This window comes from Micromonospora sp. NPDC053740 (assembly GCF_040677775.1).
GTDB classification, from domain to species: domain Bacteria; phylum Actinomycetota; class Actinomycetes; order Mycobacteriales; family Micromonosporaceae; genus Micromonospora; species Micromonospora alfalfae.
In genome coordinates, this window is sequence record NZ_JBFASO010000002.1 from 458,888 (window position 1) to 484,508 (window position 25,621).

The 25,621-nt window shown below is 70.5% G+C and carries 25 protein-coding genes; 8 read left to right on the plus strand and 17 right to left on the minus strand.

The features are described 5' to 3' along the window. Positions 1 to 28: 28 nt before the first annotated feature. Genes AB0K35_RS06725 through AB0K35_RS06745 form a run of 5 tightly spaced genes read right to left on the minus strand, consistent with a single transcriptional unit; the run spans position 29 to position 4,800 of the window. On the minus strand, positions 29 to 1,144 hold the full coding sequence (locus AB0K35_RS06725) for a branched-chain amino acid ABC transporter permease (protein ID WP_363884099.1): 1,116 nt from the start codon (positions 1,142 to 1,144) through the stop codon (positions 29 to 31). After that, positions 1,141 to 2,031, minus strand: a complete 891-nt coding sequence (locus AB0K35_RS06730) for a branched-chain amino acid ABC transporter permease (RefSeq protein ID WP_238666892.1) — start codon at positions 2,029 to 2,031, stop codon at positions 1,141 to 1,143. Before AB0K35_RS06730 ends, AB0K35_RS06725 begins: the two co-directional genes overlap by 4 nt. Beyond that, positions 2,031 to 2,858, minus strand: a complete 828-nt coding sequence (locus AB0K35_RS06735; RefSeq protein ID WP_363884101.1) for an ABC transporter ATP-binding protein — start codon at positions 2,856 to 2,858, stop codon at positions 2,031 to 2,033. The genes AB0K35_RS06730 and AB0K35_RS06735 overlap by 1 nt, the downstream gene beginning before the upstream one ends. Next, the gene (locus tag AB0K35_RS06740) at positions 2,855 to 3,598 is read right to left on the minus strand and encodes an ABC transporter ATP-binding protein (protein ID WP_112584733.1); all 744 of its coding nucleotides are present in this window, start codon (positions 3,596 to 3,598) and stop codon (positions 2,855 to 2,857) included. Before AB0K35_RS06740 ends, AB0K35_RS06735 begins: the two co-directional genes overlap by 4 nt. Positions 3,599 to 3,600: 2 nt before the next feature. Then, positions 3,601 to 4,800: a substrate-binding domain-containing protein gene (locus AB0K35_RS06745; RefSeq protein ID WP_363884103.1), complete on the minus strand. Its 1,200-nt coding sequence runs from the start codon at positions 4,798 to 4,800 to the stop codon at positions 3,601 to 3,603. A gap of 457 nt (positions 4,801 to 5,257) precedes the next feature. Here AB0K35_RS06745 and AB0K35_RS06750 point away from each other — a divergent pair, with 457 nt between their 5' ends. Continuing rightward, entirely contained in the window at positions 5,258 to 6,592 is a 1,335-nt protein-coding gene (locus tag AB0K35_RS06750) for a potassium transporter TrkG (RefSeq protein ID WP_363884105.1), read from the plus strand. 68 nt (positions 6,593 to 6,660) lie between these two features. Next, the gene (locus tag AB0K35_RS06755) at positions 6,661 to 7,329 is read left to right on the plus strand and encodes a TrkA family potassium uptake protein (RefSeq protein WP_238666897.1); all 669 of its coding nucleotides are present in this window, start codon (positions 6,661 to 6,663) and stop codon (positions 7,327 to 7,329) included. 119 nt (positions 7,330 to 7,448) lie between these two features. Here the strand turns inward: AB0K35_RS06755 and AB0K35_RS06760 are convergent, their stop codons facing one another. From AB0K35_RS06760 to AB0K35_RS06790, 7 genes are all read right to left on the minus strand, one after another. After that, a complete protein-coding gene (locus AB0K35_RS06760) occupies positions 7,449 to 9,098 on the minus strand; it encodes a serine/threonine-protein kinase (protein WP_238666898.1) in 1,650 nt (549 codons plus the stop codon). Positions 9,099 to 9,169: 71 nt separating this feature from the next. Continuing rightward, the gene (locus tag AB0K35_RS06765) at positions 9,170 to 10,732 is read right to left on the minus strand and encodes a fused MFS/spermidine synthase (protein ID WP_357279459.1); all 1,563 of its coding nucleotides are present in this window, start codon (positions 10,730 to 10,732) and stop codon (positions 9,170 to 9,172) included. A gap of 36 nt (positions 10,733 to 10,768) precedes the next feature. Next, positions 10,769 to 11,785, minus strand: a complete 1,017-nt coding sequence (locus tag AB0K35_RS06770) for a hypothetical protein (RefSeq protein ID WP_238666900.1) — start codon at positions 11,783 to 11,785, stop codon at positions 10,769 to 10,771. A gap of 180 nt (positions 11,786 to 11,965) precedes the next feature. Further along, positions 11,966 to 12,775 carry an inositol monophosphatase gene (locus AB0K35_RS06775; RefSeq protein ID WP_238666901.1) on the minus strand — a complete coding sequence of 270 codons (810 nt, stop codon included), beginning with the start codon at positions 12,773 to 12,775 and terminating at the stop codon, positions 11,966 to 11,968. Then, the gene (locus AB0K35_RS06780; protein ID WP_363884108.1) at positions 12,768 to 13,220 is read right to left on the minus strand and encodes a response regulator; all 453 of its coding nucleotides are present in this window, start codon (positions 13,218 to 13,220) and stop codon (positions 12,768 to 12,770) included. Before AB0K35_RS06780 ends, AB0K35_RS06775 begins: the two co-directional genes overlap by 8 nt. After that, positions 13,217 to 14,950, minus strand: a complete 1,734-nt coding sequence (locus AB0K35_RS06785) for an ATP-binding protein (protein ID WP_363884110.1) — start codon at positions 14,948 to 14,950, stop codon at positions 13,217 to 13,219. The genes AB0K35_RS06780 and AB0K35_RS06785 overlap by 4 nt, the downstream gene beginning before the upstream one ends. Next, positions 14,947 to 16,146 carry a fused response regulator/phosphatase gene (locus tag AB0K35_RS06790; RefSeq protein WP_238667156.1) on the minus strand — a complete coding sequence of 400 codons (1,200 nt, stop codon included), beginning with the start codon at positions 16,144 to 16,146 and terminating at the stop codon, positions 14,947 to 14,949. Before AB0K35_RS06790 ends, AB0K35_RS06785 begins: the two co-directional genes overlap by 4 nt. 338 nt (positions 16,147 to 16,484) lie before the next feature. Between AB0K35_RS06790 and AB0K35_RS06795 the strand changes: the two genes are divergently transcribed. Beyond that, on the plus strand, positions 16,485 to 18,857 hold the full coding sequence (locus AB0K35_RS06795) for a M28 family peptidase (RefSeq protein WP_363884496.1): 2,373 nt from the start codon (positions 16,485 to 16,487) through the stop codon (positions 18,855 to 18,857). A 172-nt stretch (positions 18,858 to 19,029) separates the two neighbouring features. Next, positions 19,030 to 19,437 (plus strand): tetratricopeptide repeat protein, encoded by a 408-nt coding sequence (locus AB0K35_RS06800; protein WP_363884112.1) that lies wholly within the window; start codon positions 19,030 to 19,032, stop codon positions 19,435 to 19,437. A 4-nt stretch (positions 19,438 to 19,441) separates the two neighbouring features. Here the strand turns inward: AB0K35_RS06800 and AB0K35_RS06805 are convergent, their stop codons facing one another. Together AB0K35_RS06805 and AB0K35_RS06810 are read right to left on the minus strand one after the other, a co-directional pair. Continuing rightward, the gene (locus AB0K35_RS06805) at positions 19,442 to 20,383 is read right to left on the minus strand and encodes a threonine/serine dehydratase (RefSeq protein ID WP_266304376.1); all 942 of its coding nucleotides are present in this window, start codon (positions 20,381 to 20,383) and stop codon (positions 19,442 to 19,444) included. 16 nt (positions 20,384 to 20,399) lie between these two features. Continuing rightward, positions 20,400 to 21,200: a proline hydroxylase gene (locus AB0K35_RS06810; RefSeq protein WP_363884117.1), complete on the minus strand. Its 801-nt coding sequence runs from the start codon at positions 21,198 to 21,200 to the stop codon at positions 20,400 to 20,402. Positions 21,201 to 21,401: 201 nt separating this feature from the next. Here AB0K35_RS06810 and AB0K35_RS06815 point away from each other — a divergent pair, with 201 nt between their 5' ends. Both AB0K35_RS06815 and AB0K35_RS06820 read left to right on the plus strand, forming a co-directional pair. Beyond that, complete coding sequence (locus tag AB0K35_RS06815; RefSeq protein WP_363884119.1) at positions 21,402 to 21,650, plus strand: hypothetical protein; 249 nt, start codon at positions 21,402 to 21,404, stop codon at positions 21,648 to 21,650. A gap of 32 nt (positions 21,651 to 21,682) precedes the next feature. Next, the gene (locus tag AB0K35_RS06820; protein ID WP_238666907.1) at positions 21,683 to 22,018 is read left to right on the plus strand and encodes a hypothetical protein; all 336 of its coding nucleotides are present in this window, start codon (positions 21,683 to 21,685) and stop codon (positions 22,016 to 22,018) included. Positions 22,019 to 22,143: 125 nt separating this feature from the next. On the opposite strand, the gene AB0K35_RS06825 is transcribed toward AB0K35_RS06820, so the two are convergent. After that, positions 22,144 to 22,797, minus strand: coding sequence for an SMI1/KNR4 family protein (locus tag AB0K35_RS06825; RefSeq protein ID WP_363884121.1), 654 nt, complete (start codon positions 22,795 to 22,797; stop codon positions 22,144 to 22,146). Between the two features lie 100 nt (positions 22,798 to 22,897). Continuing rightward, the gene (locus AB0K35_RS06830; RefSeq protein WP_363884123.1) at positions 22,898 to 23,359 is read right to left on the minus strand and encodes an NUDIX domain-containing protein; all 462 of its coding nucleotides are present in this window, start codon (positions 23,357 to 23,359) and stop codon (positions 22,898 to 22,900) included. A 209-nt stretch (positions 23,360 to 23,568) separates the two neighbouring features. Between AB0K35_RS06830 and AB0K35_RS06835 the strand changes: the two genes are divergently transcribed. Next, positions 23,569 to 24,063: a GNAT family N-acetyltransferase gene (locus tag AB0K35_RS06835; protein WP_363884125.1), complete on the plus strand. Its 495-nt coding sequence runs from the start codon at positions 23,569 to 23,571 to the stop codon at positions 24,061 to 24,063. Positions 24,064 to 24,226: 163 nt separating this feature from the next. Then, positions 24,227 to 24,571, plus strand: coding sequence for a hypothetical protein (locus AB0K35_RS06840; protein WP_238666911.1), 345 nt, complete (start codon positions 24,227 to 24,229; stop codon positions 24,569 to 24,571). 599 nt (positions 24,572 to 25,170) lie between these two features. On the opposite strand, the gene AB0K35_RS06845 is transcribed toward AB0K35_RS06840, so the two are convergent. After that, on the minus strand, positions 25,171 to 25,506 hold the full coding sequence (locus tag AB0K35_RS06845) for a hypothetical protein (protein ID WP_238666913.1): 336 nt from the start codon (positions 25,504 to 25,506) through the stop codon (positions 25,171 to 25,173). Between the last annotated feature and the right edge of the window lie 115 nt (positions 25,507 to 25,621).

Consider the following 25,621-nt stretch of genomic DNA (forward strand, 5'->3'; position numbering starts at 1 on the left):
ACCTCTTGATCAACCGAGTCAACGTTGGTCAGCGGCGGGGGCGGGGGCGGGGGCGGAGGGCGCGGGTCAGGTGGGACAGGCGGGGGGCCAGGCTGGTCAGGCCACCTGGGAAGAAGTAGACGGCCAGGATGAAGACAGTGCCCAGGACGAACAGCGGCTGGCTCAACGGACGGCTGAGGACGGCCGGCAGGTTGTCCACCGCGTCGCTCGTGCCGAAGGCGGTGAGCCGGTGGTCCAGGTACATGTAGAGGACACCACCGAGCACCGGACCCCACCGGGTGCCCGGCCCGCCGAGCACCACCATCACCAGCAGCGACAGGGTCAGCTCGGAGGACGTGATGTGCGGCGACGCGCCGCCGACGATCAGGACGTAGACCACCCCGCCCGCCGACGCCAACCCGCCGGCCAGGGTGAACGCCACCAGCTTGTAGCGGTACGGGTCCAACCCGAGCACGCCGATCCGCCGCTCGTCGTCACGCAGCCCGGCGAGCACCCGACCGGTCGGTGACCCGCTCACCCGGTGCACCACGAAGACCACAAGGGTCAGGTACGCCAGCGCCAACCAGTACAGGTTGACCGTGTTTGTCACCCCCACCAGTCCGGCGGGCAGCCCCGACACGTCCAGCGGCAGGCCCTCCTCGCCACCGGTGAGCCCGCCGAAGTCCCGGGCCACCAGGATCGCGCCCACCTGGGCGAAGGCCAAAGTGACCATGGCGAACGCGATGCCCACCGTCCGCAGCGCCACCGCGCCGAGCAGCGCGGCGAGGATGGTGCCGCCGGTGATGGTCAGCAGCCCCGCCTGCCACAGCGGCAGACCGGCCCGGGTGATCAGGATGTCGGTGCCGTAGACACCGGCGGCGAAGTACAGCGCGTGCCCGAAGGAGAGCATCCCGGTCCGGCCGAAGAGCAGGTCGTACCCGGCCGCCAACCCACCGAAGATCAGGCAGATGGCGAGCAGTTGCAGGGTGCCTGGTGAGTTGACCGGCCCCTCGAAGACCCCCGGCAGGGACATCGTCGAGTACGGCAGGATCGCCAGCACCACCAGCGCGACCAGCGGCAGGAACGGGCGGACCCGGTGCCACCGCCCCCGCTGCGGACTCAGTTCGTCGGGCACCTGTGCGCGAGGCGCGTCGATCACCGTCATGCCGTTGCCACCTTTCCGGCGATGCCCTGCGGACGCAGCAGCAGCACCACGGCCAGCAGCCCGACCACGCAGATGTCGCCCAGCCCGGACGTGCCGTAGTAGTTGACGAACTGCTGCACCAGCCCGACCACGACCGCCGCGTACGCGGAGCCGACCACCGAGCCCATCCCGCCGATCACCACCACGATGAACGCGAAGATGAGCAGCGAGCCGCCCTGCCCGGGCGAGACGGTGCCGAAGTAGACCCCGCCGAGCGCGCCAGCGAGCGCGGCGGCCGCCCCACCGATCGCGAAGACCAGCGTGAACGCCTTGCGGACGTCGATGCCCAGCGCTGTCACCATCTCCCGGTTCTCCACCCCGGCGCGGATCACCAGGCCGTACCGGGTCCAGCGCAGGAACGCCAGGATCGCGCCGAGCACCAGCACCGCCGCGATGATCAGCAGCAGGCCACCGTTTGGCACCTGCGCGCCGAGGATCCCGGTCACCTGCCGGGTCCAGTCCGGACGCGGGAACGGCCGGGCGTCCGCACCCCAGGTGGCCTGGAGCAACGCCACCCCGGCCAGCGACAGCCCGACGGTGACGAGCACCTGCTCGATGGTGCGGGAGTACAGCGGGCGGATCAGCACCAGCTCGACCAGGATCGCGACCAGCGTGCCGGCGGCCACCCCGAAGGCGACAGCGATCACGAAGCCGAACCCGTCCGGCCCGGCGCCCGGCAGGTTGCCCGCCGCCCACCAGGTGCCGTACGCGCCGACGCCGAGGAACAGCCCGTGCGCGAAGTTGAGCACGTCGGCCAGGCCGAAGACCAGGGACAGGCCGGAGGCGACCAGGAAGTACAGCGCCGCCAGGCCGAGGCCGGTCAACGCCAACAGGATCACGGTGCCCATCAGAGCTGGTCCTTCCTCGCGACTGCGGGGCTCGCAAGCTCACTCCTCGCGCTCGGCGTGGACACCTCCGCCGAGCCGACACCGAGCAGCGACTTCGTCAACGCGGTCTCCAACAGCAACTCGTGGGCGTCGCCGGTCCACGCCACCTTGCCGGCGGCCAGCACGACAGCGTCGCGGGCCAGTCGGCGTACGACTGCCAGGTTCTGCTCGACCAGCAGCACCGGCACCGACTCCGCGACCCGTTCCAGCACCTCCGCCACCTCGGTCACCACCTTCGGCGCCAACCCCTTGGTCGGCTCGTCGACGAGCAGCAGCCGGTTGTCGTTGAGCAGCACCCGACCGATGGCGAGCATCTGCTGCTGCCCGCCGGAGAGCGAACCGGCCCGTTGCCGCCCGCGTCGGTCCAGCTCCGGAAAGAGCGCGAAGACCTTGTCGTACGCCGGGGTGGTGCCGCGCCGCTCGGCGAGGCGCAGGTTCTCCGCGACGGTGAGCCCGGCGAACACGCAGCGGTCCTCGGGCACGTAGCCGAGCCCACCGCGGACCAGCCGGTGCGTCGGCCGGGCCAGCAGACTCTGCGCGCCCATCCGGATGGTGCCGCGGACCTCCCCGGCGGGCGGGGTGAGGCCGACGATCGCGCGCAGCGTGGTGGTCTTGCCGACGCCGTTGCGACCGAGCAGGACTGTCACGCCGGTCGGGGCGACAGTGAAGGACACCCCTTGGAGGATGTGCAGCCCGGAGATCCGGACCGACAGGTCCTCCACACTGAGGATCGGTTCCTCAGTTCGCGACTGCGGGGCTGGCAGACCCGGCTCACTCCTCGCGTTCACAGCGACTCCCCCAGGTAGGCCTCTTGCACTGTGGGGTTGGCCATCACCGTCTCCGGGGTGTCGCAGGCCAGCAGCGCGCCGTGGTGCATGACGGCGATGCGGTCGGCCAGTTCCAGGATGACGTCCATGTGGTGTTCGACCATCAGCACCGCCCGGCCACTGTCGCCGGTCAGCGACTTGATGACGGCCACCAGTTCCGGCACGTCCTCGGCGCTGACCCCGGCCATCGGCTCGTCCAGCAGCATCACCCGCGGTTCACCGGCGAGCAGCAGGGCGATCTCCAGCTTGCGCTTCTCGCCGTGGGCCAGGGTGCCGGCGAGGGCCGTACCCCGGTGGGCGAGGCCGACCCGGTCGAGCGCCGCGTCGGCGGCGGCGGCGACCTCCCGGTCGGCCGCCGCCCGCCGCCACAGTGCCATCGAGCCCCCGCGGTGCGCCTGCACGGCGAGCCGGACGTTCTCCCGCACGCTGAGCGAGCCGAAGACCGAGGACGCCTGGAAGGTACGGCCCAGTCCGAGGCGGGCCCGCCGGTGCGGCGGGAGCGCCCCGATGTCCTGACCGTCCAGAACTATCCGGCCCTCCGTGGCCCGGCGCAGGCCAGTGATCAGGTTGAACAGTGAGGTCTTACCGGCGCCGTTGGGCCCGATGACGCCCAGGAACTCCCCGGGCGCCAGGTCGAGGTAGACGCTGTCGACGATGGCGACCTCACCGATCCGCCAGGTCAGACCGCGGGTGGCGAGCATGGTCAGCCCTTCATGGCCACGGCCGGCGGCGCGGTCTCGTCACCGGTGAGGCTCTTCTGCGCGGTCGCCGTGAACGCGGTGCCGCTGCCGGTCAGCTTGGCCTGGAACATCGGCTGGAGCAGCGCGTGGTCGGCGGCGCGGATCGTCATCTTGCCCTTGACCCCGTCGAAGCTCCAGCCCTCCAGGGCGGTGACCATCTTGTCGACGTCGTCGCCACCCTCCTGCGCGGCCCGGACCACCATCTGCGCGGCGGCGAAGCCGTCCGGGTGGAACAGGTCGATGGTGGTGACCTTCGCCTTCAGGGCCTTGCTGGCCTCGGTGTCGCTGGCACCGTCGAAGTAGTGCGACAGGAAGGAGATCTTCGCGCCGGCAGCACCGAAGGTCGGCCACGAGGCGCGGATGTCCAGGCCGGTGACGACAGTGGTGGACGAGAGGACGCCCTGCTGGTCGAGGGTCTGCCACATGGCCGGGGCGGTGGTGCCCGCCCACGCCACGAAGAGCAGGTCCGGCTTCGCGGTCTTGATCTGGCTGGCGAACGGGGTGAACTCGGTGGCGCTGGCCGGGGCCCGGACGCTGCTCACCGTCGCGCCCGCACTGCCGATGACGGCCTTGACGGCGGCCTCGTTGGCGTCACCGAACGCGCCGTCCTGGGCGAAGACCACCACCTTCTTGCCGGTGGGGTCGCCGATGAACGACTTGGCGGTCACCACGTCCTGGTAGGACTGCCGACCGGAGCGGAAGGTGTACTTGTTCGCGCCGGTCACCGCGTCCGTGGCGGCCGGGCCGGAGATGAACAGGACCTTGTTCTGCGCCGCGATCGGCGCGACCTGGAGCGCCACACCGGAGGCTGTGGAGCCGGCGATGATCTTCGTACCCTTGCCGATCAGGTCCTTCGCCGCGGAGACGGCCTTGGCCGGATCGCCAGCGTCGTCGACCTCGGTCAACTCGATCTTGCGGTCACCGACCTTGCCGGTGCCCTGGGTGGCGAAGTCCAGCCCCGCCTTGAACCCCTCGATGTACTGCTTTCCGTAGCTGGCCAGGGCTCCCGACTGGGAGTACACCAGGCCGACCTTGACCGGGGCGGCACTGTCGCCGCCGCCGGTGGCGGTGTCCTGCGGGCTGCCACAGGCCGTGGCGGCCAGCGCCGCGGCCATCATCGTGGCGGCGGAGAGGAACGCCCGCCGCGTCGTCCGGACCGTCATTGCGACTCCACATGAGGACTCAGAGGGAGAGAACTTCTTCGTGACGGCTCACGCTAGAAGTGACGTCACCCACGAGCTATGTGGCGGAAACACACAAGTAACAGGAATGAGGTGGCCGGAGGTTACAGCGGGCCGCACTACCAGCCGGAAGCGCCCGCCCTCGATGGCCCGAACCCCCACGGACCACCCGAACCGTGTGTCGCCCCGCGCCATTCGTCCGCTTCGGTCAGCGGAACCCGCGATGGGTCTGCCGCCTCGGCCCCCAGACGCTGGCGAACATCTCCTCCCCTCAAGATCGTGCTCGATCCAGGATGTAGTGGCCTCGGAGCACCGCCACGCCACTACATCCTGGATCGAGCGCGATCTCGCACCCACGACAGGCGATTCGGGCTGGCAGATGAATCTCCGGAATGTCCGTTCCCACTCCAGGGCCGCTGGCGGACAGGAAGATTGTCTGGTGCGCCAGTTCTTCCGCAATCCCGTGCGACTGGTGCCGTTCGCGTTCCTGGTCCCGATACTGCTCGGCACCCTGTTGCTCATGGCGCGCTGGGCGACAGTGGAACACGAACGCCCACCCGTGGTCACAGCGCTCTTCACCGCCACCTCGGCCGTGTCGGTCACCGGCATGGCCATCACCGACACGCCGAACTACTGGTCCGGCGCGGGACTGGTGGTGATCACCCTGCTCACCCAGCTCGGCGGTCTCGGCATCCTCACTGTCGCGGCGTTGGTCATCCTGGTGGTCTCCAGCCAGCTCGGACTGCGCAACCGGTTGCTGGTGCAGGCCGAGACGGCCGAGTTCGGCATCGGTGAGGTGGGCCGGTTGCTCCGCCGGATCGCGTTGACCGTCTTCGCCTGCGAGGCGGTGATGACAGTGCTGATCGCCGGTCGGCTCTGGCTGGCCTACGACTATCCGTTCGGGCGGGCCCTCTGGTCGGGCGCCTTCCACGCCGTGCAGGGGTTCAACAACGGCGGCTTCGCGCTCTACACCGACGGGCTGCTGGCCTTCAGCCGTGACCCGTGGGTGTCGCTGCCCCTGGCGATCGGCGCGATCATCGGCGGTCTCGGTTTTCCCGCGCTCTTCGAGGCGGTCCGCGAGTGGCGGCAGCCGGCGCACTGGGCGGTGGCGACGAAGTTGACCATCTGGGGCAGCGCGGCGCTGCTGCTGGTCGGCTTCGCCGGCCTGCTCGCCGCCGAGTGGACCAACGCGAGCACCATCGGCCAGTACGACGTACCCGGGAAGATCCTCGCGTCGTTCACCCAGATCGCGCTGAGCCGCACCGGCGGCTACAGCGTCCTGAACATCGCCGACCTGCAGGAGGAGAGCTATCCCCTGTTGATCGTGCTGATGTTCATCGGCGGCGGCAGTGCCAGCACGGCCGGTGGCATCAAGGTCTCCACGTTCTTCCTCCTGGCGTTCACCATCTGGGCGGAGTTGCGGGGCGAGCCCGACGTGACGATCGGGCACCGGCGGGTGGCCACCGCGAGCCAGCGGCAGGCGGTCACCGTGGCGCTGCTCAGCGTCGCGTTGGTGACCGCCGGGACCATGCTGTTGCTGCTGCTCACCGAGGGCGTCCGCTTCGTCGCGGCCCTGTTCGAGATCACCTCGGCGTTCAGCACCACCGGTCTGACCATCGGTCTGGCCGCCGAACTGCCGGCCGGCGGCCAACTGGTGCTGACCGTGCTGATGTTCATCGGCCGCGTCGGGACTCTCACCCTGGGGTCGGCGATCGCCCTGAACACCCGACGCCGCCTCTACCGCTATCCCCAGGAGCAACCCATTGTCGGCTAGGGCGTGTTTCAGAAGTGTCGGCCGGCCCGCACGCCGGGACCACGCCCTTGGGAGCAGGGAGGGCCGAGGTGTCGGCTAGACGAGCGGACAGCGGCGGCGTCGTGGTGATCGGGCTGGGTCGATTCGGTTGCCACCTGGCCGGGTCGCTGACCCGGATGAACCGCGAGGTGTTGGCCATCGACCGCAACCCGGCGAAGGTGCAGCGCTGGTCGGCGCAGCTCGACCGGGTGGTTCAGGCCGACGCGACCGAGGAGGGGGCGCTGCGGCAGCTGGGCATCACCAGTTTCGGGCGGGCGGTGGTGGCCATCGGGGCCTCGGTGGAAGCGAGTGTGCTCACCGTGTTGGCGCTGGTCGAGCTGGGTGTGCCCCAGATCTGGGCGCGGGCCACCTCGCAGAAGCACGCCAAGATCCTGGCGTCGGTGGGCGCGCACCACGTGATCTTCCCGGAGGCGGAGACCGGGGACCGGGTCGCGCACCTGATCGTCAGCCGGTTGCTCGACTTCATCGAGTTCGACGACGACTTCGCCATCGCCACCGTCCGGGTGCCGGAGTCCCTGGTCGGGCGCACACTGCTCGACCTGAAACCGGAGGAGCGCTTCGGGGTACGCGTGGTCGGTGCCAAGCTGCCGGGCGAACGCTTCCGGTACACCTCCGACGACACCACGCTTCCCCAGAACGGGGTGCTCATCGTCGAAGGTGGGATCGACCAGGTCCAGCGATTCGCGGGGTTGCGCTGAACTGCTCCGCAGGGCGAGATCGACCGGGGCCGTCGAACCAGTTGGTCCGACGGCCCCGAAGCATGGCGAAACGGTGTGGCCTGCTCACTTCCGGTGACCACCCGGCCCCTTGGTCACCTTCACACTTTTCCCGGACCACCACCGGCAGCCTTCGCGGGCTTCGCCGGGGCCTTCGCCGGCTTCGGCGGCTTGGCCTTCGACGCGCCGCCGCCCGAACCGGAGCCGCTGCGCACCTTCGCTGCCTTGGGCGGAGCCTTCGGCGTGGCGGCCTTGCTCGGCGGGGCCGTGGACGGCGCGCTGCCGGCGACGCCGGAAACCCGAACCCCGCAGGTCGCCTCGCCGAGCCGGAACTCCACAGGCAACGGGTTCGCCCCGCTGTACCTACCCGTGAGGGTCACCTTCTCGGCCGCGCCAGCGGCCAGCGTGGTGCGCTGGGCCGCCGGTCGGATCAGCACTGTGCTCCCCTGCTGGTGCACCGGCGCGGGCTCCGCCTTCGTCACCTTCTGCTGCCCCGGGAAGGTGAAGCTCATCGCCCAGTCCCGCAGCTCACGGCCACCGGTGTTGGTCAACGTCAGCTCGGCGGAGAACTCGGTGCCGGAGTCGGAGCGCAACGCGTACGCCACCTCGCAGGGCACCGCCGCCGGCAGACCCATCCGCGCCTCGGTCGTCGGCCGGTCCCCTCCGCTGGCCGGGCTGCGCGAGGTGAACCCCCACATCGCCCCGGTGACCGCGATCAGCCCGACGGCGGCCACTCCGGCCTCCACCCGTCGACGCCGGGTCACCCGCTGCTGCGTCCGACGGTCCCGGTTGCGGGTCCGCGACAACGGCAACGCGTCGGTCGCCGCCGACCAGGGCAGGATCGTGGTACGCGCACTGCCGAGCATGGTCGCGTCCAGCGGCCCGGCGGCCGGGGACACCGGCACCGCCGCGAGCATGCCGGCCGCCTCGGCGAGCGTCCGGGTCAGCTCGGCGGTGGCCGGTCGGTCGGCGGGCCGCTTGGCCAGGCAACGTCCGACCAGGTCGGCCACCCCGTCGGGCAGCCCCGCGACGGTGGGCATCGGCTCCGGGTCGTTGTACATGTGGGCGCGCAGCATCTGGGTGGTCGTGCTGGCGAGCCACGGCAGTCGACCGGTGAGCATCCGGTACAGCAGCAGTCCAACGGCGTACACGTCGGTGGCCGGGGAGACCTGGCCGTTGTCCAGCCGCTCCGGGGCGAGGTACGCGGGAGTGCCCAACAGCGTGCCGTCCGGGCCCTTCTCGCTCTCCCCGACGAGCGCGGAGATGCCGAAGTCGACCACCTTGACCCCGGTTGAGGTGAGCATGACGTTGCCCGGGGTGACGTCGCGGTGCACCACCCCACGGGCGTGCGCGGTGGCCAGCGCGGAGCTCACCTCGGCGCCGATGGTCACCGCCTCCCGCCACGGCAGTTGGCTCTCCCGACCCAACCGGCTGGCCAGCGAAGCGCCGTCGACCAGCTCCATCACCACGTACGGCACCGTCAGACCGACCTGCTCGGACTCGCCGTAGTCGTACACGTTGGTGATGTTGGGGTGGCAGAGCCGCGCTGCGGCCTGCGCCTCGATCCGGATGCGGTGGCGGAAGGCCCGGTCGCTGGCCAGCCGGGAGGCCAACACCTTCACCGCGACCTGACGACCGAGCACCTCGTCGTAGCCACGCCAGACCACCGACATGCCGCCCGCGCCGAGTTGTTCGATCAGCCGGTACCGCTCATCGAGCAACTGCGCGCCGTTCCGGTCCCCACCACCCATGGTGAGCGATGTTGCCCAGGAACGGCCCGCCTACACCTGGAGTATCGGATTCGGTCAGGATTGTCACCCGATCAGGCGGTGGCCAGCAGTTGATCCACCGGGGCGTAGTCGTCGGTCAACACCATCGCCCCGTCGACGAAGTCCGTCAGCGCCGCACCGGACAGCAGGCTGACCTTCGGATCCACCTCGGCCAGCCGGGCCCGGACAGCTTCCAGCGGCAACGGCGCGTCGGAGCCGACGATGAGGAAGTTGGAGCCCTGCTCCTGGGCGAGCGCTTCCGGCGGCGCGATCAACGCGACGTGCCCGAACTCGGCTGCCACAGTGGCCAACTCGGCGCGGATGAACCGCAGCGGCGGGTAGTCGATGACGTTCTGCACGTACACGCCGCCGGGGCGGGTCACCCGCCGGACGTCGGCGGCCATCTCCCGGGTGGCCAGGTGCCAGGGCACCACCAGGTGCCCGAACGCGTCCCCGACCACCAGGTCACGGCTGTCGGTCGGCTCGCCGGCAACGAGCATCCGGGCGTCACCCACCACCGCCCGCAGGTCCGGCCCCGGCCGTACGCCCAGCTCCTGCTCACCCAGCTCGACCAGCCCGCCGTCGATCTCGAACACCAGGTTGTCGGTGCCCGGTCGGGTCGCGGTCAGGTAGCGCGGCACCGTGAAGCCACCGCCGCCCAGGTGCAGCGCGTCCAGGCGCTGACCGGCCGGCGCGGCGACGTCGCCGACCGCGCCGATCCACTTCGTGTACGCGTACTCCAGGTGTTTCGGATCGGCGAGGTCCACGTACGAGTGCTGGGCGGAGTTGAGCAGCAGCGTCCGCCCGCTGGGCCGGGCGGGGTCCGCGGTGACCCGGGCGCAGTGGTACGCCGTCTCGATGTCGCACGGGTTGGGCGCCACGGTGGTCAGCCCCGCCCCGGCCAGGCCGAGTACGGCCAACGCGGCTCGGGCCCGGGCCGGACCGGGCAGCTCGGTGGGCTCCTGCCGGCGCAGGTACCAGCCGAGGCCGATGCCGACCAGCCCGAGCGCGAGCGCCAGGGCCAGCAGGATGACGGTGCTGCGAAGCGCGGCGACCAGCACGAACCCGGTCAGCAGGGTTGCGGTGATGCCGCCCAGGGTGCCGATCCCGGAGAGTCGACCGACCACCTGGCCGGTGCGGCGCAGGTCGGCGAGCTGGAGTTTCACCACCAGCGGGGTGACAGCTGCCAGCAGCGCGGCCGGCACGAACACCGCCAACGCGACAAGCAGCAGGATGCCGCTGGCCGCGCCACCGCGCAGCACCTCACCGGCGTACCGGACGACGGGCAGGGTGACGGCGGTGGCGATGCCGGCCAGCACCAACGCCGGCGCCAGCAGGCCTCGCGGGTTACGCCGGTCGGCCAGCCAACCGCCGGACCACGCGCCGTACGCGATCGCGGCCAGCGCGATGCCGATCACCGAGCTGGTCACCTGAAGGGTCACCCCTACGTACGGGCCGACCAGGCGCAGCGCGACTGTCTCCAGCACCAGCACGGCACCGCTGGAGAAGAACACCAGGAATGCGGCCAGGCCGTTGGGCAGCGCCCGGCCGGTGACCGGCACGGGCGGAGCCGGGGGCGCCGGCAGGGCCGCTACGTCGGACGGTGGGGAGCTCATCGTCGCGATGGTACGCAGCGAAGCTGGTGCTTCGGGTCAGTACATAGAGAGATGAACATGGTTCGTGTGGGAGGCCGCCGGAGAGCCGCTTCCACTGTACGAACGCCAACCGGTGCCGGGATGCCAGATCTGCCGGTACCAGATCACGTAGAGCACGCCGAGCCGGTCGGCGTTGCGCACGTGCCAGGCGGCCAGGCTGTCCCCGTACGCCTTGTCGCCGCCGGTCGCGTTCTTGTCCTCGAAGCCGTTCGTGGCGGCCGAGAAGTCGCAGGCCCGGCCCTTCGGATGCTCGCCGCTGCCACCACTGCGCTTGCAGGAGACGTGCCGCTTGTAGCCGGCCGCCTGGGTCTGCTTGAGCGCGTTGAGGGTCCGCGGAGTGATGCACCCGGAGGTGGTCGGGTCCTTCACCGAGCAGGACTCCGACGGCCAGGACCCGTCGGAGTTACGCGGCGCCGGCTTCGCCGAGGTGGAGCTGCCACCGCTGAAACCGTTGCTGCCGCCGGAGCTGACCTCGGCGAGCGCCTCCTCGGCTTCCTTCTTCTTCTTCGCCATCACGGCGAGTTGCTTCTGCTGCTCGCGGACCTCGGCGTCGATGGCGACCTTGGCCTGCTGCGCCTGCTGCCGGGCGTCGGTGAGGTCACGCAGCCGCTTGCTGTCCCGCTGGGCCATCAGGTCGAGGTCGCCCGCGCGTTGCAGGAACGCCTCCGGTGTGGCCGTGTTGAGCAGCATCGAGACAGCGCTCAGTCGACCCACCCGATACGACTGGGCGGCCACCTCGCCCACCTGGCTGCTGAGCCCGACCAGCCGACCCTCAAGCGTGGCCAGCTCGCCGGTCAGCGCCGTCTGGCGACGTTTGGAGTTGTCCAGCTTGGCCTTGGCCTCGATGTGACCCTTGGCGGTCAACTCCAGCGCGTCCTGCAACTTCTTGCTGCCGCCCTCGCCAGGCTCCGCGTACGCGGGCACGGCGGCACCGCCGAGCACCAACGCGACGGCGGCGAGCACTGCGAACAGAGCGCCGCGACCGAGCCGCGGGCTGAGCCTGGTCCTGGGCACGAAAGCGTCCTTCCGTCGACCGCCGGCCCCCGATGAACACTGCACGGCGGCGCCGGTCGGCGGCCTGCTGGCGGAGACCGCCGGTCACGATACCGGATCGCGGGCCGGTGACCAGCCCGCTGACCCGCTGGCCGCCTCGATGTCGACGGAGCGTCCCGACACGGTCGCGCAGCGCGCGGATCAGGTGCTCAGAAGCGCGTCGCGCACCTCGGCCCACACCTGCTCGTTGGCCGCGACGAGCAGACCCCGGCCGTCGTCGGCGGGGTGGTAGTCGACGCCGTCGAATCGGCGGGCGACACCCCCGGCGGCACGGACCAGCACGGTGCCCGGGGCGTGGTCCCAGGGCAGGGTGCGCCAGAAGAGGGCGAACTGCTGCTCGCCGGTGAGGATGTCCAGGTACTCCCGACCGGCGCAGTGCAGGCCGGGCAGCAGCTCACCGAGCCGCCGCCCGCCGGCGCGGACCCGGTCGCGGGCCTCCGGCGGCAGGAACCGGGTCATCGCCGCGCCGCGCAGCTCGCCGAGCGGCGGCACCGAGCCGGCGCCGTCCACCGGTCGACCGTTGAGCAGTGTGCCCTCGTCCGCCGAGCCGGCGGCGAGAGTGCCGGCGAGCGGGTCCAGGATCCAGCCGGCGGTCGGCTGCCCGTCGGTCAGGAGCGACACCATCAGGGCGAACGGTCGGCGACCGGCGGCGAAGTTGGCGGTTCCGTCGACCGGGTCGACCAGCCAGACGTCCCCGCTGTCGCGTAGGTGCCGCAGCAACCCCGGATCGTCGGCGACACCCTCCTCGCCGACCACCTTCGAGCCCGGCCGCAGCCGGCGCAGCCCCGCCGAGAGCAACTCCTCGGCCCGGCGGTCGGCGACCGTGACCACCTCGCCGGGTGCCTTCTCCGACACGTCATCGTCGTCGAGCTTGCGGAACAGTGGCAGCACGACCTGATCGGCGGCCTCCCAGAGCAGGCCGCCGACGTCGTCCAACAGGGTGTCAGCCACGCGGCGGCAGCTTGACCACGCTGACGAAGAACTCGTCGATCTGACGGACCACCGAGATGAAGCGCTCGAAGTCCACAGGCTTGGTCACGTAGGCGTTGGCGTGCAGTTGGTAGCTGCGCAGAATGTCCTCGTCGGCCTGCGAGGTGGTGAGCACCACCACCGGGATCCGGCGCAGCTCCTGGTCCTTCTTGATCTCTTCCAGCACCTCCCGGCCGTCGCGCCGGGGCAGGTTGAGGTCGAGCAGGATCAGGTCGGGCGCCACCGCGTCGGTGTACTGGCCTTCCCGGCGCAGGTAGGCGAGCGCCTCGGCCCCGTCGGAGACGACGGTCAGCCGGTTACGCAGCTTGTGTTCCTCGAACGCTTCCTGGGTCATCAGCACGTCACCCGGGTCGTCCTCGACGAGCAGGACCTCGATCGGGCTCTTGCCATCCGCCGGCGCGGTCATCCCACCGTCTCCCTCATGTCACCCGTTCTACCGCTTTCCAGCGTCTCGTCGGCCCGGTCCGGCTGGTCCGGCCCGTCGGCCTGCTCCGTCATCGCTGCCGGAGCCTCGGTCGTGGGCGTCGCGTCGCCCGCTGTCGGGGCGTTCGGCTCCCCGGCGGAGTCGGCGGCTTCCGCCGCCGCGACGTCCTCGGGAAGTGCCGGCAGGGTGAACCGGATCGCGGTGCCCTCCGGCACGTCGGTGTCCACCCAGACGCGGCCGCCGTGGTACTCGACGATCTTCTTGACGATCGCCAACCCGATGCCGGTGCCCGGGTACGCGTCCTTCGAGTGCAGCCGCTGGAAGATCACAAAGATCTTGTCGGCGAACTCCGGCTCGATCCCGATGCCGTTGTCCTGGCAGGTGATCTCCCACTCGGCACCCACCAAGCGGGCCGAGACGTGCACCTTCGACGGCACGTCCGGGCGGCGGAACTTGATCGAGTTGCTGACCAGGTTGGCCAGCAGGTTGGTGAGCAACGGTTCCTCACCCGAGATCACCGGCAGATCGGTCCAGGTCAACTCGGCGTCCGCGTACTGCCGGGCGGCCTCGGTCTGGCCGGCCACGTCGCCCATCACCTTGTTGAGGTCGACCTCGACGAAGCCGGTGGTGAGCCGCCCGATCCGGGAGAACGCCAGCAGGTCGTTGATCAGGCGCTGCATCCGTTGCGCGCCGTCCACAGCGAAGGCGATGTACTGGTCGGCCCGCTCGTCGAGCTGCCCGGCGTAACGGCGCTGGAGCAGCTGGCAGAAGCTGGCGACCTTACGCAGCGGTTCCTGCAGGTCGTGTGAGGCCACGTACGCGAACTGCTCCAGGTCCCGGTTGGACCGGGTCAGCTCCTCGGCCTGCTTCTGGAGCTGACTGTTGACCCACTCGATGCGCTCGCGGGCGGCCCGGACCTCGGCCAGGTCGGCGGCGATCTTCTGCCGCATCGCGTCCACGTCCTCACCGAGCCGGATGAACTCCGGCGGACCGAGGGGGGCAATGCGGTGCTGGTAGTCGCCCTCGGCGACCTCGCGGACCTGGGTGGCGAGGCCGGTCAGCGGCCGGACCACCATCCGGTCCAGCGAGAGCAGCAGCACCGCCCCGGCGACGACCACCACCAGCGCGGCGACGATCAGGAGAACAACCAGGATGTTGCTGCTGGTACGGACGTTGGTGGCGGTCTGCTCCCGGGCGGCCAGGACCTCCTCCTGGAGGTCGTTCACCGCCAAGCGCACCTCGTCGAACTGTTGCCGGGCCGCTTCGGTGACCAACGCCTGGCCGGCGTTGGTGCCGCTCTGCTCGGTAGTGGTGATCACCGGCTCCGCAACCGACTGTCGCCACTGCGTGACACGCTCCTCGACGGTCCGCAGCTCCTGGCTGATCTCCGGATAGTCGTCGAGCAGCGTCCGCATCGAGGCGACGACGCTCTGCTCCTGGGCGAGCCCTTCCCGGTAGGGGTTCAGGTCGTCCCGGTCGCCGCTGACCGCGTACCCGCGGATCGCCGTCTCCTGGTCGAGCAGCGCGTTGAGCAGTTCCTGGGACTGCACCCGCAACGGGCCGGTCTCGTTCAGGACCGCGTCGATCTGGGTGCGGTTGCGGGCGGCCATCGCCGCCTCCGCGCCGGCCAGCCCGACCAACAGGAAACCCACGACGGCGAGCAGGGTGATCACCCGGCGGCGCAGACTCCAGCCGCCGACCACCGGCTTCACCGGCCACCGCCCCGGCTGACCAACAGCATGGCCACGTCGTCGGCGAGCGGGCCACCGTTGAGCCGCTCGGCCCGCCCGACGAGCCACGCCGGCAGCTCGGGCAGGGACACCGAATGGTTGGCCGGCTCGCCCAGCAAGCCACTGAGGCCCGGCACGTCGAGCCGTTCGTTGCCGGCGCCCACCCGCCCCTCGATCAGGCCGTCGGTGTACATCAACAGGGACCAGTCATCGGTGTCGAACTCCAGGTCGTAGGCAATCGGCCGGCGAGGTCGTACGCCCAGCAGCAGGCCGCCGGGCGCGGGCACCGGGGCGACCCGGCCGCCGGAGAGCAGCAGCGGTGGCGGGTGCCCGGCCAGTCGGACGGTGGCCCGGTTGGCGTCCAGGTCCAGTCTGACGGTGGCCACCGTCGCGAAGATCTCCTGGAGGCGGCGCTCACTCATCAGCACCTGCTCCAGGGCGGGCAGCACCTCGTCGTCCGGCACCCGGGCGAGCACCAGGGCCCGCCAGGCCACCCGCAGCTCGACCCCGAGCGCGGCCTCGTCCACCCCGTGCCCACAGACGTCGCCGACGATCAGGTCGAGGCGGTCCGGGTGGGTCTGCACCACGTCGAAGAAGTCTCCGCCGATCAACGCGGCGTGCCGGCCCGGCCGGTAGAAGGTGTGCACCGCGACCAGGTCGGTCGTCATCAGCGGTTGGGGCAGCAGGCCGCGTTCGAGTCGGGCCGACTCGGCCTGGCGCAGCTCGACCTCGCGCAACCGGCGGGCGTTCTCGTCGGCGCGCTTACGCTCCACGGCGTAGCGCAGCGCCCGGGTCAGCAGCACCCCGTCGACCTGGCCCTTGACCAGATAGTCCTGGGCGCCCTCGGCGACCGCCACGACGCCCAGGTGCTCGTCCGTGCGGCCGGTCAGCACGCAGACCGCGGCGCCGCTGGACATGTCCAACACCTGGCGCAGCCCGTCCAGCCCCTGCGCGTCGGGCAGGCCCAGGTCGAGCAGGACGCAGTCGACGCCGCTGATCCGCTGCCGCGCCTCCCGGAGGCTGGTCGCGACCAGCAGGTCGATCATCGAGTTCGTCTCGGCGAGCAGCTCACCCACCAGGAAGGCGTCGCCCTCGTCGTCTTCCACCAGCAGCACCCGCAACCGCTCACCCGGCGGCAGGTTGGCGTGCCGCGCCAGGCCACCGTGCGGGTACGGCACAACTGGGGAACCGGCCAAGCCGGCCCCCCGGTGCGGCCGGGTCACCGCCGCGAGACGCGGGAGTTCGCTGGTGATGTCGGGCTCCTTCCGAGTGCCCTGCTGATCCTGTATTAGACAACGGTCGCACACAACACGATGCCTGCGGCGCGGGCGGGGATGGGGCGCGTCACTGCTCGGCCGTGGACAAACCGGGCGGCTGACGGACACGGGACGTACCGGCCATCCCATCCGCAGCCACCGACGGGCAGGATGATCCCACCCCAGGCCCCACCACCCCCCGAGGAGTCCCCGTGGGCGCACCCACCACCCCGGCCACGACGGGCACGCCGACCCGTCCGATTCCGGGCGTACCCCCTGCCAGCCGCGCGCTGACCCGGCCGCGTCGGCGGCTCGTGGCCGCCGCGGCGGCGTTGGCCGCGCTGGCCGCGGTCGCCGCCGGCAGTCTGCTCGACCTGCGCACCCCGGCCCCGAAGTCGGCCGACGCGCCGGCTGACGCGTTCAGCGCCGGCCGCGCGTACGAGGACGTCCAGGTGATCGCCGCCCGGTCGCACGTCGCCGGCAGCCCGGCCAACGAACAGGTCCGCGCGCACCTGGAGCAGCGGTTGCGAGGGCTGGGCCTGGAGACCGAGGTGCAGGACACTGTGGCACCGGAGGCCGGTCAGCTCAGCGGGGCGGCGGGCGGGGCGACAGTGGCCCGGGTCCGCAACGTGGTGGCCCGGCTGCCCGGCACCGACTCGACGGGTCGGGTCTTCCTGGTCTCGCACTACGACTCGGTACAGACCGGGCCGGGCGGCAACGACGACGCGGCCGGCACGTCGACCATCCTGGAGGTGGCCCGCGCGCTGACCACCGGCCCTCGGCCGCGCAACGACATCGTCTTCGTGCTGACCGACGCCGAGGAGGCGTGCCTGTGCGGCGCGGCCGCGTTCGCCGCCAGCCACCCGCTGGCCGCCGACGGCGGTGTGGTGCTCAACCTGGAGGCGCGGGGCTCCACCGGGCCGGTGATCATGTTTGAGACGTCCCGGAACAACGCGAAGTTGGTGGACATCTTCGGCCGGGCCGCCCCTCACCCGGTCGGCACCTCGTTCGCTGTGGAGATCTACCGCGCGCTGCCGAACGACACCGATTTCACCGCCTTCCTCGATCACAAGTTCGTCGGGCTGAACTCGGCGTACATCGACGGGGGCGCGATCTACCACACGCCGTTGGACACCCCGGCCGCCATGGACCGGGGCAGCCTCCAGCAGCACGGGGACAACGCGTTGGGGCTGGCCCGGGAGTTCGGTGGCACCGACCTGACCGAGCTGCGCTCCGGGCACGACGCGACCTACTTCCCGGTCCCCGGCGGCCTGGTCCGCTACCCGGGCACGCTCACACTGCCGCTGGCCCTGCTCGCGGTGGCGGCGGTGACCGCGCTGGGCTGGCTGACCCGTCGGCAGGGCCGGGCCAGCATCGGCCGGATGGCCGCCGGCTTCGGGCTGGCCCTGGTGCCGATCGTGGTCGCGCCGGTCGCCGCCCAACTGCTCTGGCTGGCGATCACCACGATCCGACCGGGGTACGCGGAGCTGCTCGACCCGTACCGACCGATCTGGTACCGGCTGGCCGTCCTGGCGCTCGCCACCGCCATCCTGTTCACCTGGTACGCGCTGACCCGCCGCCGGATCGGCCCGGCCGCGCTCGCGATCGGTGGGCTGGCCTGGCTTGCGCTGCTCGGAGTGCTGCTCGCCGTGGCGGTGCCGGGTGGGGCGTACCTCACCACACTGCCGGCGCTGGCCGGCGCGCTCGGTGGGCTGGTCGCGCTGCGTACCCGGCAGACCGGACCGTGGCCGGTGGTGGCGGTGACGGCCGCAGCGGCCGTGGGTGTGGTCATCCTGCTGCCCACAGTGGTGCTGCTCTTCCCCGCGCTGGGGATGGGCATGGGCGGGGTGGCCGCGCTGGTCGCGGTGCTGCTCGGCCTGGTCGCCCTGCCGGTGGTCGACCTGCTGCACCCGCAGGCCGGCGGCCAGCGTGGCCTGCTCGCGCTGCGGGCCCGGCGGCTCGCGGTGCTGCCGGCCGGCGCCGCCGCGGTGGCGGCGGTGGTGCTCGCCGGGGTCGGCCTGGCCGTCGACCGCTTCGACGCCGCCCATCCCGCCCCGACGCACCTGATGTACGCGATGGACGCCGGCACCGGCCAGGCCCGCTGGCTCAGCCACGAGAGTGACCCGCAGTCGTGGACGGACGGCTACGTGGACGGGACGGCCGACGTCGGCGACGACTTCCCCGGGCTCGGCGACGGTGAACTGCGGACCGGGCCGGCGCAGCCGGCGAACCTGCCGGCCCCGAAGCTGGACGTGGTGGCCGACGCCACGACTGGTGGAGAACGCACGCTGCGACTGCGGCTCACCCCGCAGCGGGCCGCCCGGCTCGCCACCCTGCACGTCGACACGTCGACCGCCACCGTGCTGCGGGCCGAGGTCGCCGGGCGGCCGGTGCCGGTGGAGCCCCGCGAGGGCAAGTGGGGCTTCGGGCTGGTGTTCCACGCCCCGCCCACCGAGGGCATCGAGGTCACGTTGACAGTGCGGCCCATCGCCGGGCAGGTGGCGTTGCGGGTCATGGACGCCAGTGACGGGCTGGACGCGCTGCCCGGCTTCCGCCCCCGACCGCCGGCCGTCGGCGTTGTCGGGTCGCACAGCTCGGAGATGCTGGCGGTCGCCCGCACCTATCCCATCTGACGGACGGCCCGGTGGTCCGGCGGAGCGACTCATCCGCCGGACCACCACCTTTCCTCGCGACCGGAAAGCCATCTGGCGTCGATTCGGTCAGCCCACCGGTTCGGGTTGGCCGGCACCGATCCGGTGCCAACGATTACCGTCGTGGTCGGTGAAGGTCAGGTCCACCAGAACTGTGTCGGCAGTGCTGGCGGTGCTGGCCCAGCAACGGGCGCCCGAAGCCGAGGAGATGCTGCACGCCATCCTGGAGGTCCGCTACCGGTTGTGGCCGCTCAACCAACCGGAGACCTGGCAGGCCCGGCACACGCTGGCCCGATGCATGCAGGCGCAGGGCCGGCTCGCCGAGGCGGAGGCCGAGCTGCGGGCCACACTGGCCACCGTGGAACCCCGGCACGCCGACCGCAGCGAGGTGCTCGCCATCCGCTCCACCCTGGCCCTGGTGCTGCTGCTCGACGAGCAGGTCGACGCCGCGATCGAGGTGTACGAGCGGTTGCTGGCCGACTGTCGGCGACTCCTCGGCGACACCCACCTGGACACCCTCCAGGTCGAGCACGCGCTGCGCCGGCTGCGCGACGGCGACTGACCGGTCAGTGCGGCGCGGCCGGGCCCAGGTCGCTCGGGTCGGTGTTGCCACCACAGATGATCACTGCCACCCGCTCCCCCGGCTGCGGCACGTACGCGCCGCCGACCAGCGCGGCCAACGCGGCGGCACCACCCAACTCGGCCGCGACCCGCAGCTCCGACCAGAGCAACCGGCGCGCCCGCACCAGGTCCTCGTCGCGGACCAGCACTGACACCACCTCGGTCCGGCGGGCGGTGTCGAAGGCGATCTCGCCGATCCGCCGGGCACCCAGCGAATCGGTGGCGATGCCACCCACCTCGATGTCGACCGGCCGACCCGCCTTGAGCGCCGAGTGCAGGGTGGGGATCTGCTCCGGCTCGACCGCCACGACACGTACCGAGCCACCGAACCAACTGGCGATACCGGACACCAACCCGCCGCCACCGACCGCCACCAGCACTGTGTCGATCCCGCCCACCTGCCGCTCCAGCTCGCGGCCGACGGTGCCCTGACCGGCCACCACCTCCGGCTGGTCGTACGCGTGCACCACCAACGCGCCGGTCTCCCCGGCCCGCTGGGTGCTCGCCGCCAACGCCTCGGCGTAGTGCTGGCCCACCTGGCGCACCTGTGCGCCCAACCCGGCCAACCGCTGCACCTTCACCGGCGAGGCGGTGACCGGCACGAAGACCTCCGCCGGCACGCCCAACGACCGGGCCGCGTACGCGACAGCGAGGCCATGGTTGCCACCCGATGCGGCGATCACCCCGGCCGAGGGCAACGACCCCTGGAGCATCCGGTTGAACGCGCCACGCGGCTTGAACGAGCCGGTGTGCTGGTGCAGCTCCAACTTGAGGCTGAGCTGCCCGGGCACACCCAGATCGGCGCCGTCGACGGCGATGACCGGGGTTTCCCGGACCCGCCCCTCGACAAGAGCCGCGGCCGCCTCGACGTCGCTTCTGTCCACCATGGGGAAACGCCCTTCACTACGACCAGAGGGCCAGTCGACCGTCGTCGGTGAGCCCGACGAAACATCCTATGGAGATCCGTCGGCCATCCGACGCGGGACGCACCGTGTGATAGTGCCGCGGATCAAACAGAAAGCCCTCCCCGAGCGTGGGGCGCAACGTCAGCGACTGCGTGTCGGCCGCCACCGCCTCCTGGAAGCCGTACCCGCCGGGGACCCGCAACGGCTCGTCGTCCGGCTGCCAGCGCCGCCGCCACAGCACCGTCTCCCCACCGGCCGGTGGCACCCGGATGTAGATGTTGAACGCCAACTGGGCCACCACCTCGCTGTCGAGCAGCCGGCCCGCGTACTCCCGTACCGCGTCGTCGAAGTGCACCTGGAGCCCCGCGTTGATCTCGCGGACGATGCCGACGTGCCTCTCCCGACCCTGCCGCCGCCCGGGTGCCACGTTCGGCCAGGCACCTCGGAACGCGGCCAGGCACAGGTCCCGGGGGGAGTCCGACAGGCCCAGCGTCGACCAGTTCTTCTCGGCCGTGTGGGCGGCTTCCCAGTAGTCCTCGCGGAGTTCACCGGCGGCCCGGTGGTCGTTGATGGCCGGACCGAACTTGGCGACGACGGGAAAGACCCGGCTCTCGTCGTAGCGGTCCATCGGCGCGTTCGCGAGCGCCGCGGTGATCGCCTGGCAGCGGGCCGCGGAGAGCAACCCCGGCACCCGTACGGCGGCCAGCCGCCCCGCGATGAGCCCGGCGACATCCGCACGGGTGATCGATTCTGATTCGACGGCGACGAACAAGGGATCGGTAGTGCTCGAATGCTGCACGGCGGTCCTCCCGTAACGAAGATCCCTCACCGGACTTGTCGCGCCCCCCGACCCGCGCACCGTGCACCGTGCAATGTACAAAGCGCGGGCAAGACGAGGTATCCGCAGTTCCCGGCGATCTGGCGCGGCCACCGCTACCATCGGCGCAACCGGGGTACGCGGCACCGAACCGTACGGCGGAAGCTTTCCACCGATCGGGGAATGGTGACGATTCTCGGCGTGACGCATGATGCGACTAGTTCGAACGCTGACAAGGAGTTCGAGATGGCAGGCGCCGGCCCGACGGATCTTGACATGCACGTCGACCGCCTGGAAATGGCGCGTCGAATAGCCCGGGAAATGATCGAGTCCGATCATCAGGCTCTGGAGCTCGCCGTCCGACAGCGCCCACAGTGCTGGTCCCGACGCCCCACCGGCCACGGCACCCGCGCCGACGCCCTCGCGGGCTGACGCTTCCTCGCGCAACAGCGGATACTCCGGCGATGACCCTGTCACCGCCGCGCATCGACGCTCGCTCCTCGTTCTTGGTGCTCGCCGGCTGGTACGTGGCCGTCGTCGTGGCATTCGGCATGTTCCTCGGCACGCTCTCCGGGTCGGTCCTGACGGGCTGCGGCGAGGTGTGCGACTCCGAACGATCGAGGACGTTGCTCTTCGGGCTCTACGTGGCCCTGCCGGCGCTGTTCCTCGCACTGCTGGTCAGCCTGGCGACGCTCGCGGTCCTCATCTCCCGCACTCAGCTCCGCTCGTCGGCCCTGGTGGGCACCCTCGCCGCGCTGCTCCCGCTGGTCGCGTGCGGCCTCCTCGCCACGATCCCCTGACCGCGCTCGGCTGACCATTTGATGATGACGGCATGGGGGACACTTTCGCGACCAATGTCGAGGAAGCAGTCGATCTACTGGACGCCGAGTTCGTCGCCCGCCGATCCGCACCAATGAGGGCCGGTTCAGTCGTCGAAGCGTCCTTCCCAGATCGGTGCCGCAATGTCGTAGCTGCGCAAAGGTTCTCCACGTGCCGCCAGCGTCTGGTCCGCAGCGCTTAGCCAGTCGAGGTAGAAGTCTGTGAAGGTGACGTGCCTGCCGTCCTGGTGGCGCAGAGGCACGATCACGTCGCTCGTGGCGCGCCGATCGAACCAGATGTTGCCGCGTTCGGTGCCGGAGACGACAAGCAGCGTGTAGAAGCCGCATCCGTTGTCGCTGAGATATACCACCCCAGTGGTCTGTGCCCGCTCAAGGTCGTTGCTGCGCCGGTTCCACGCTGCCCAGCCGGCCTCGTCTGAGAGCTGCGGCTTCATAGCTTCGAGCTCGTCCCACTGACCTTCGTACGAGTCCTGGTCTGGAAACGGCGTCGTCAGAGCCCCATGGTCCGTCTCCTGGTCGTCCTCCCATGCCCAGCAGCCGGAGCTGCGCGATAACCGGCGGAGGTTTACCGGCCCGATCCCCCCGGAGTCGACATGCAGCAGGAACTCCCGGTATCCGTCGGGCAAGGTGACACCGAACTGCTGCTCCGCGTCGGTGAGTTCGCGGTCGGTCAGAGGAGCCGGCGGGCGATGACCGGGCAAGAGGCGGGAACCGGATCGGTCCGTCAGGGCACTACGCACCCGAAGTGTGCGGCTTCGTACCGCATCCCAGTCTGTCTCCACGTCCGGTCCGCTTCGCTCTGCCTACAGGCCAAGCGGGACGGGTTGGGTTGGTGCTCCGTCAGCGATCAATGCGGCCAACGGCGTGGCGAGGTCTCGGGGGCGAGAACAGTTCCGGACCGCGGTGTTCGCTGATCTCCGACAGCGACCACCAACGCCAGCCGATGACGTGCTCGGCGGCGAGTTCCTCATCGCTCATCGCACCGCGCGGCGTGAACGAGGCGGTCCGAACGAGGAAGTATGCGTTCACGATGCCATCGTGACCGGGTGCGAACCCGGCGGCGACTATCTCCTGGCGCCAGACCTGAGGCGGGTCGGCATCGAGAGCAAGGCCGACCTCTTCGCGCAGCTCTCGCCGCAGGGCGGCCAGTGGCGTCTCGCCGTCTTCGACGCCACCCCCGGGAGTGATCCACACGGCGATCGTGCCAGCGGGATCGGGAATGGCGAGTCGTAGCAGCAGAACACGGTCGTCCTCATCGACGACGACCGCACGCGCCGATCGCCGCAGGTTCACCGTCGACATCAGGACACCCTACGGGTCAACGATCACGTCGACGCCCGCGACGGCACAGCGGTCTGATACGCCTGCGGCCATGAACCAACCAATCGCCGCCTCCTGCTCGTAGGTCGATCGGGCTTCCCATGCCCGCTCCCACGCATCTCCGTTGCCGCCGGCCGGCCCGGAGACGGCATGATCTTGGCTCTGTTCGATCTCTGTGCGAGGCTTCGGCGGTGACTGACCTCGACATCCGCGCGGCCACCTCGGCTGATTCCGAATTCCTGGTCGACATGCTCGTGGAGGCCGTGAACTGGCTGCCTGAGCGCAACTGGTCGCACGAACAGATCCTGGCGAACCCTGCGCTGGCCCACTATGTCACCGGCTGGATGCGGCCAGACGACTTCGGCCTGGTTGCGGTCGACCCGACTGATCGTCCAGTCGGGGCGGCCTGGTTCCGATTCCTGACCTCCGCCGATCCGGGCTACGGATACGTGAGGGACGACGTGCCCGAGCTGACTGTCGGCGTGGTGGAAACCTGGCGGGGCCGAGGTGTGGGTCGGGCACTTCTGCGCGCCGTTCTGCAGGCCGCACGAGAGCGTGGCATCCGCACGGTGTCGCTGAGCGTGGAGCGGGCGAACTTCGCTGCAAGGCTGTACGCCGCTGAAGGGTTTCGCACTGTCGAGTCGTTCGAGGACGCGGACACGATGGTCGCTGAGATCGGGGCCTGACGCGTGTAGTGCCACAGCCAAGTCACTTCTGGGCAGGCGTAACGATCAACTGGCGTTGATGCTGGCCGACCGCAGTGCTGGTCCGCCGCCCGGCCAGGCCACGGCTCCCGCGCCCATACCTTCGAGGGCTGATCCAGCTCGCGCAATGGCGGATACTTCCGTCATGACTCTGGCACCGTCACGCACACATCTCGTTGATGCGCGCTCATCCTTCCTGGTGCTGGTCGGCTGGTACGTCGCCGTTGTCGTGTCGTTCGGCCTGTTCCTCAGCACGCTTTCCGGGTCGGTCCCGGCTGGCTGCGGCGAGGTATGCGATTCGCAACGGTCGCGGGCGCTGCTCTTCGGGCTCTATGTGGCTACGCCCGCGCTGTTCCTCGCGCTGCTGGTCAGCCTGGCAATGCTCGCGGTCCTCGTCGCCCGTACCCGGATCCGCTCGTCGGCCATGCTGGGCAGCCTGTCCGCGGTGCTTCCGCTGGCTGTGTGCGGACTCCTCATCGCCAGCCTCTGACCGCCGCTGCTCCCATCAGATCAGCCGCTGGATGCGGACCTTCGGACGCTCGTTTCGCAGGTGACCATGTTTGTGCTGCAAATCTGCTCGTTCCAGACGTCCTGATCGTAGTCGGGGTCCGGCGGGATCCACTTGTGGGAGCCGTCGCTGTAGTGGAACTTCTCGTCACCCGCATGAAGGATGCTCATCGGGTCCAACCGAGAAAGCGACGGTGCAGGACCCCTGCCGGCACCCAGGTCAGGTCCTGCGAGGCACAGACCAGTTGAGCGCCCATGTAGAGCGCCAGCGAAACGGCTGCGCCCTCGTACTCAGCGCGTAATTCTTGCTGTCGGGTCCGGCAGGGCCAGGCCGCATTGCAGCCTCCGCAGGTCCAGATCGGCATCACCGGGCCGTGGGTGGTCACTGCAGGCCACCGATTAGGTGTACGAAGTGCGCTCGCCTCTGGAGCCACCGCAGTCGCTCTGGACAAGGGTGGGGCCGGCCGCACCGGCACAGGTCGAGTCCGACCTCGTCGTGGTGGTTCAGGAGTTCGTCGGCAGCGTCGACTTGAGCCTGGGCGTGGTCGATGAGGGCTTCCAGGCCGTGAATAGCAGCCATCTTCACTTCGTCAGGCCTGCACGGCTACGGTGCCAGCGTGCCTCCGCCATGACCGCCGCGAAATTGACGTCGCCCATGACGATGCGGCTCCGGGCAAGTGAGAGCCACAGCGGTGATGCGACGTCCTGCTTGCCGCTGGCGGTTCGCAGCCCTTCTACGGCGAGGCGTGCCAGGCGGCACGACACAAGTTGGTCTCCGTGCACGCAGCCGACGATGAGGTAGTGGCCGGCACGGTCGGGCCGGTGGTCTTCCCACAACGCTCGGCACAGGCGCCACAGCAGCCGATGGCGACAGCCGTCAGGCGGCTCGACCGGCGGGTTCTCGACATCGAACAACATGCCCAAGACGGTCCCGCCGGCTGCGGTCTCGCGACCATGTCCGCTAGCCATGTCACGGTGACATGAGCGGGCTCGACCTGCACGGGCACCAGACTTAAGCTCCAGGTTGAGCACG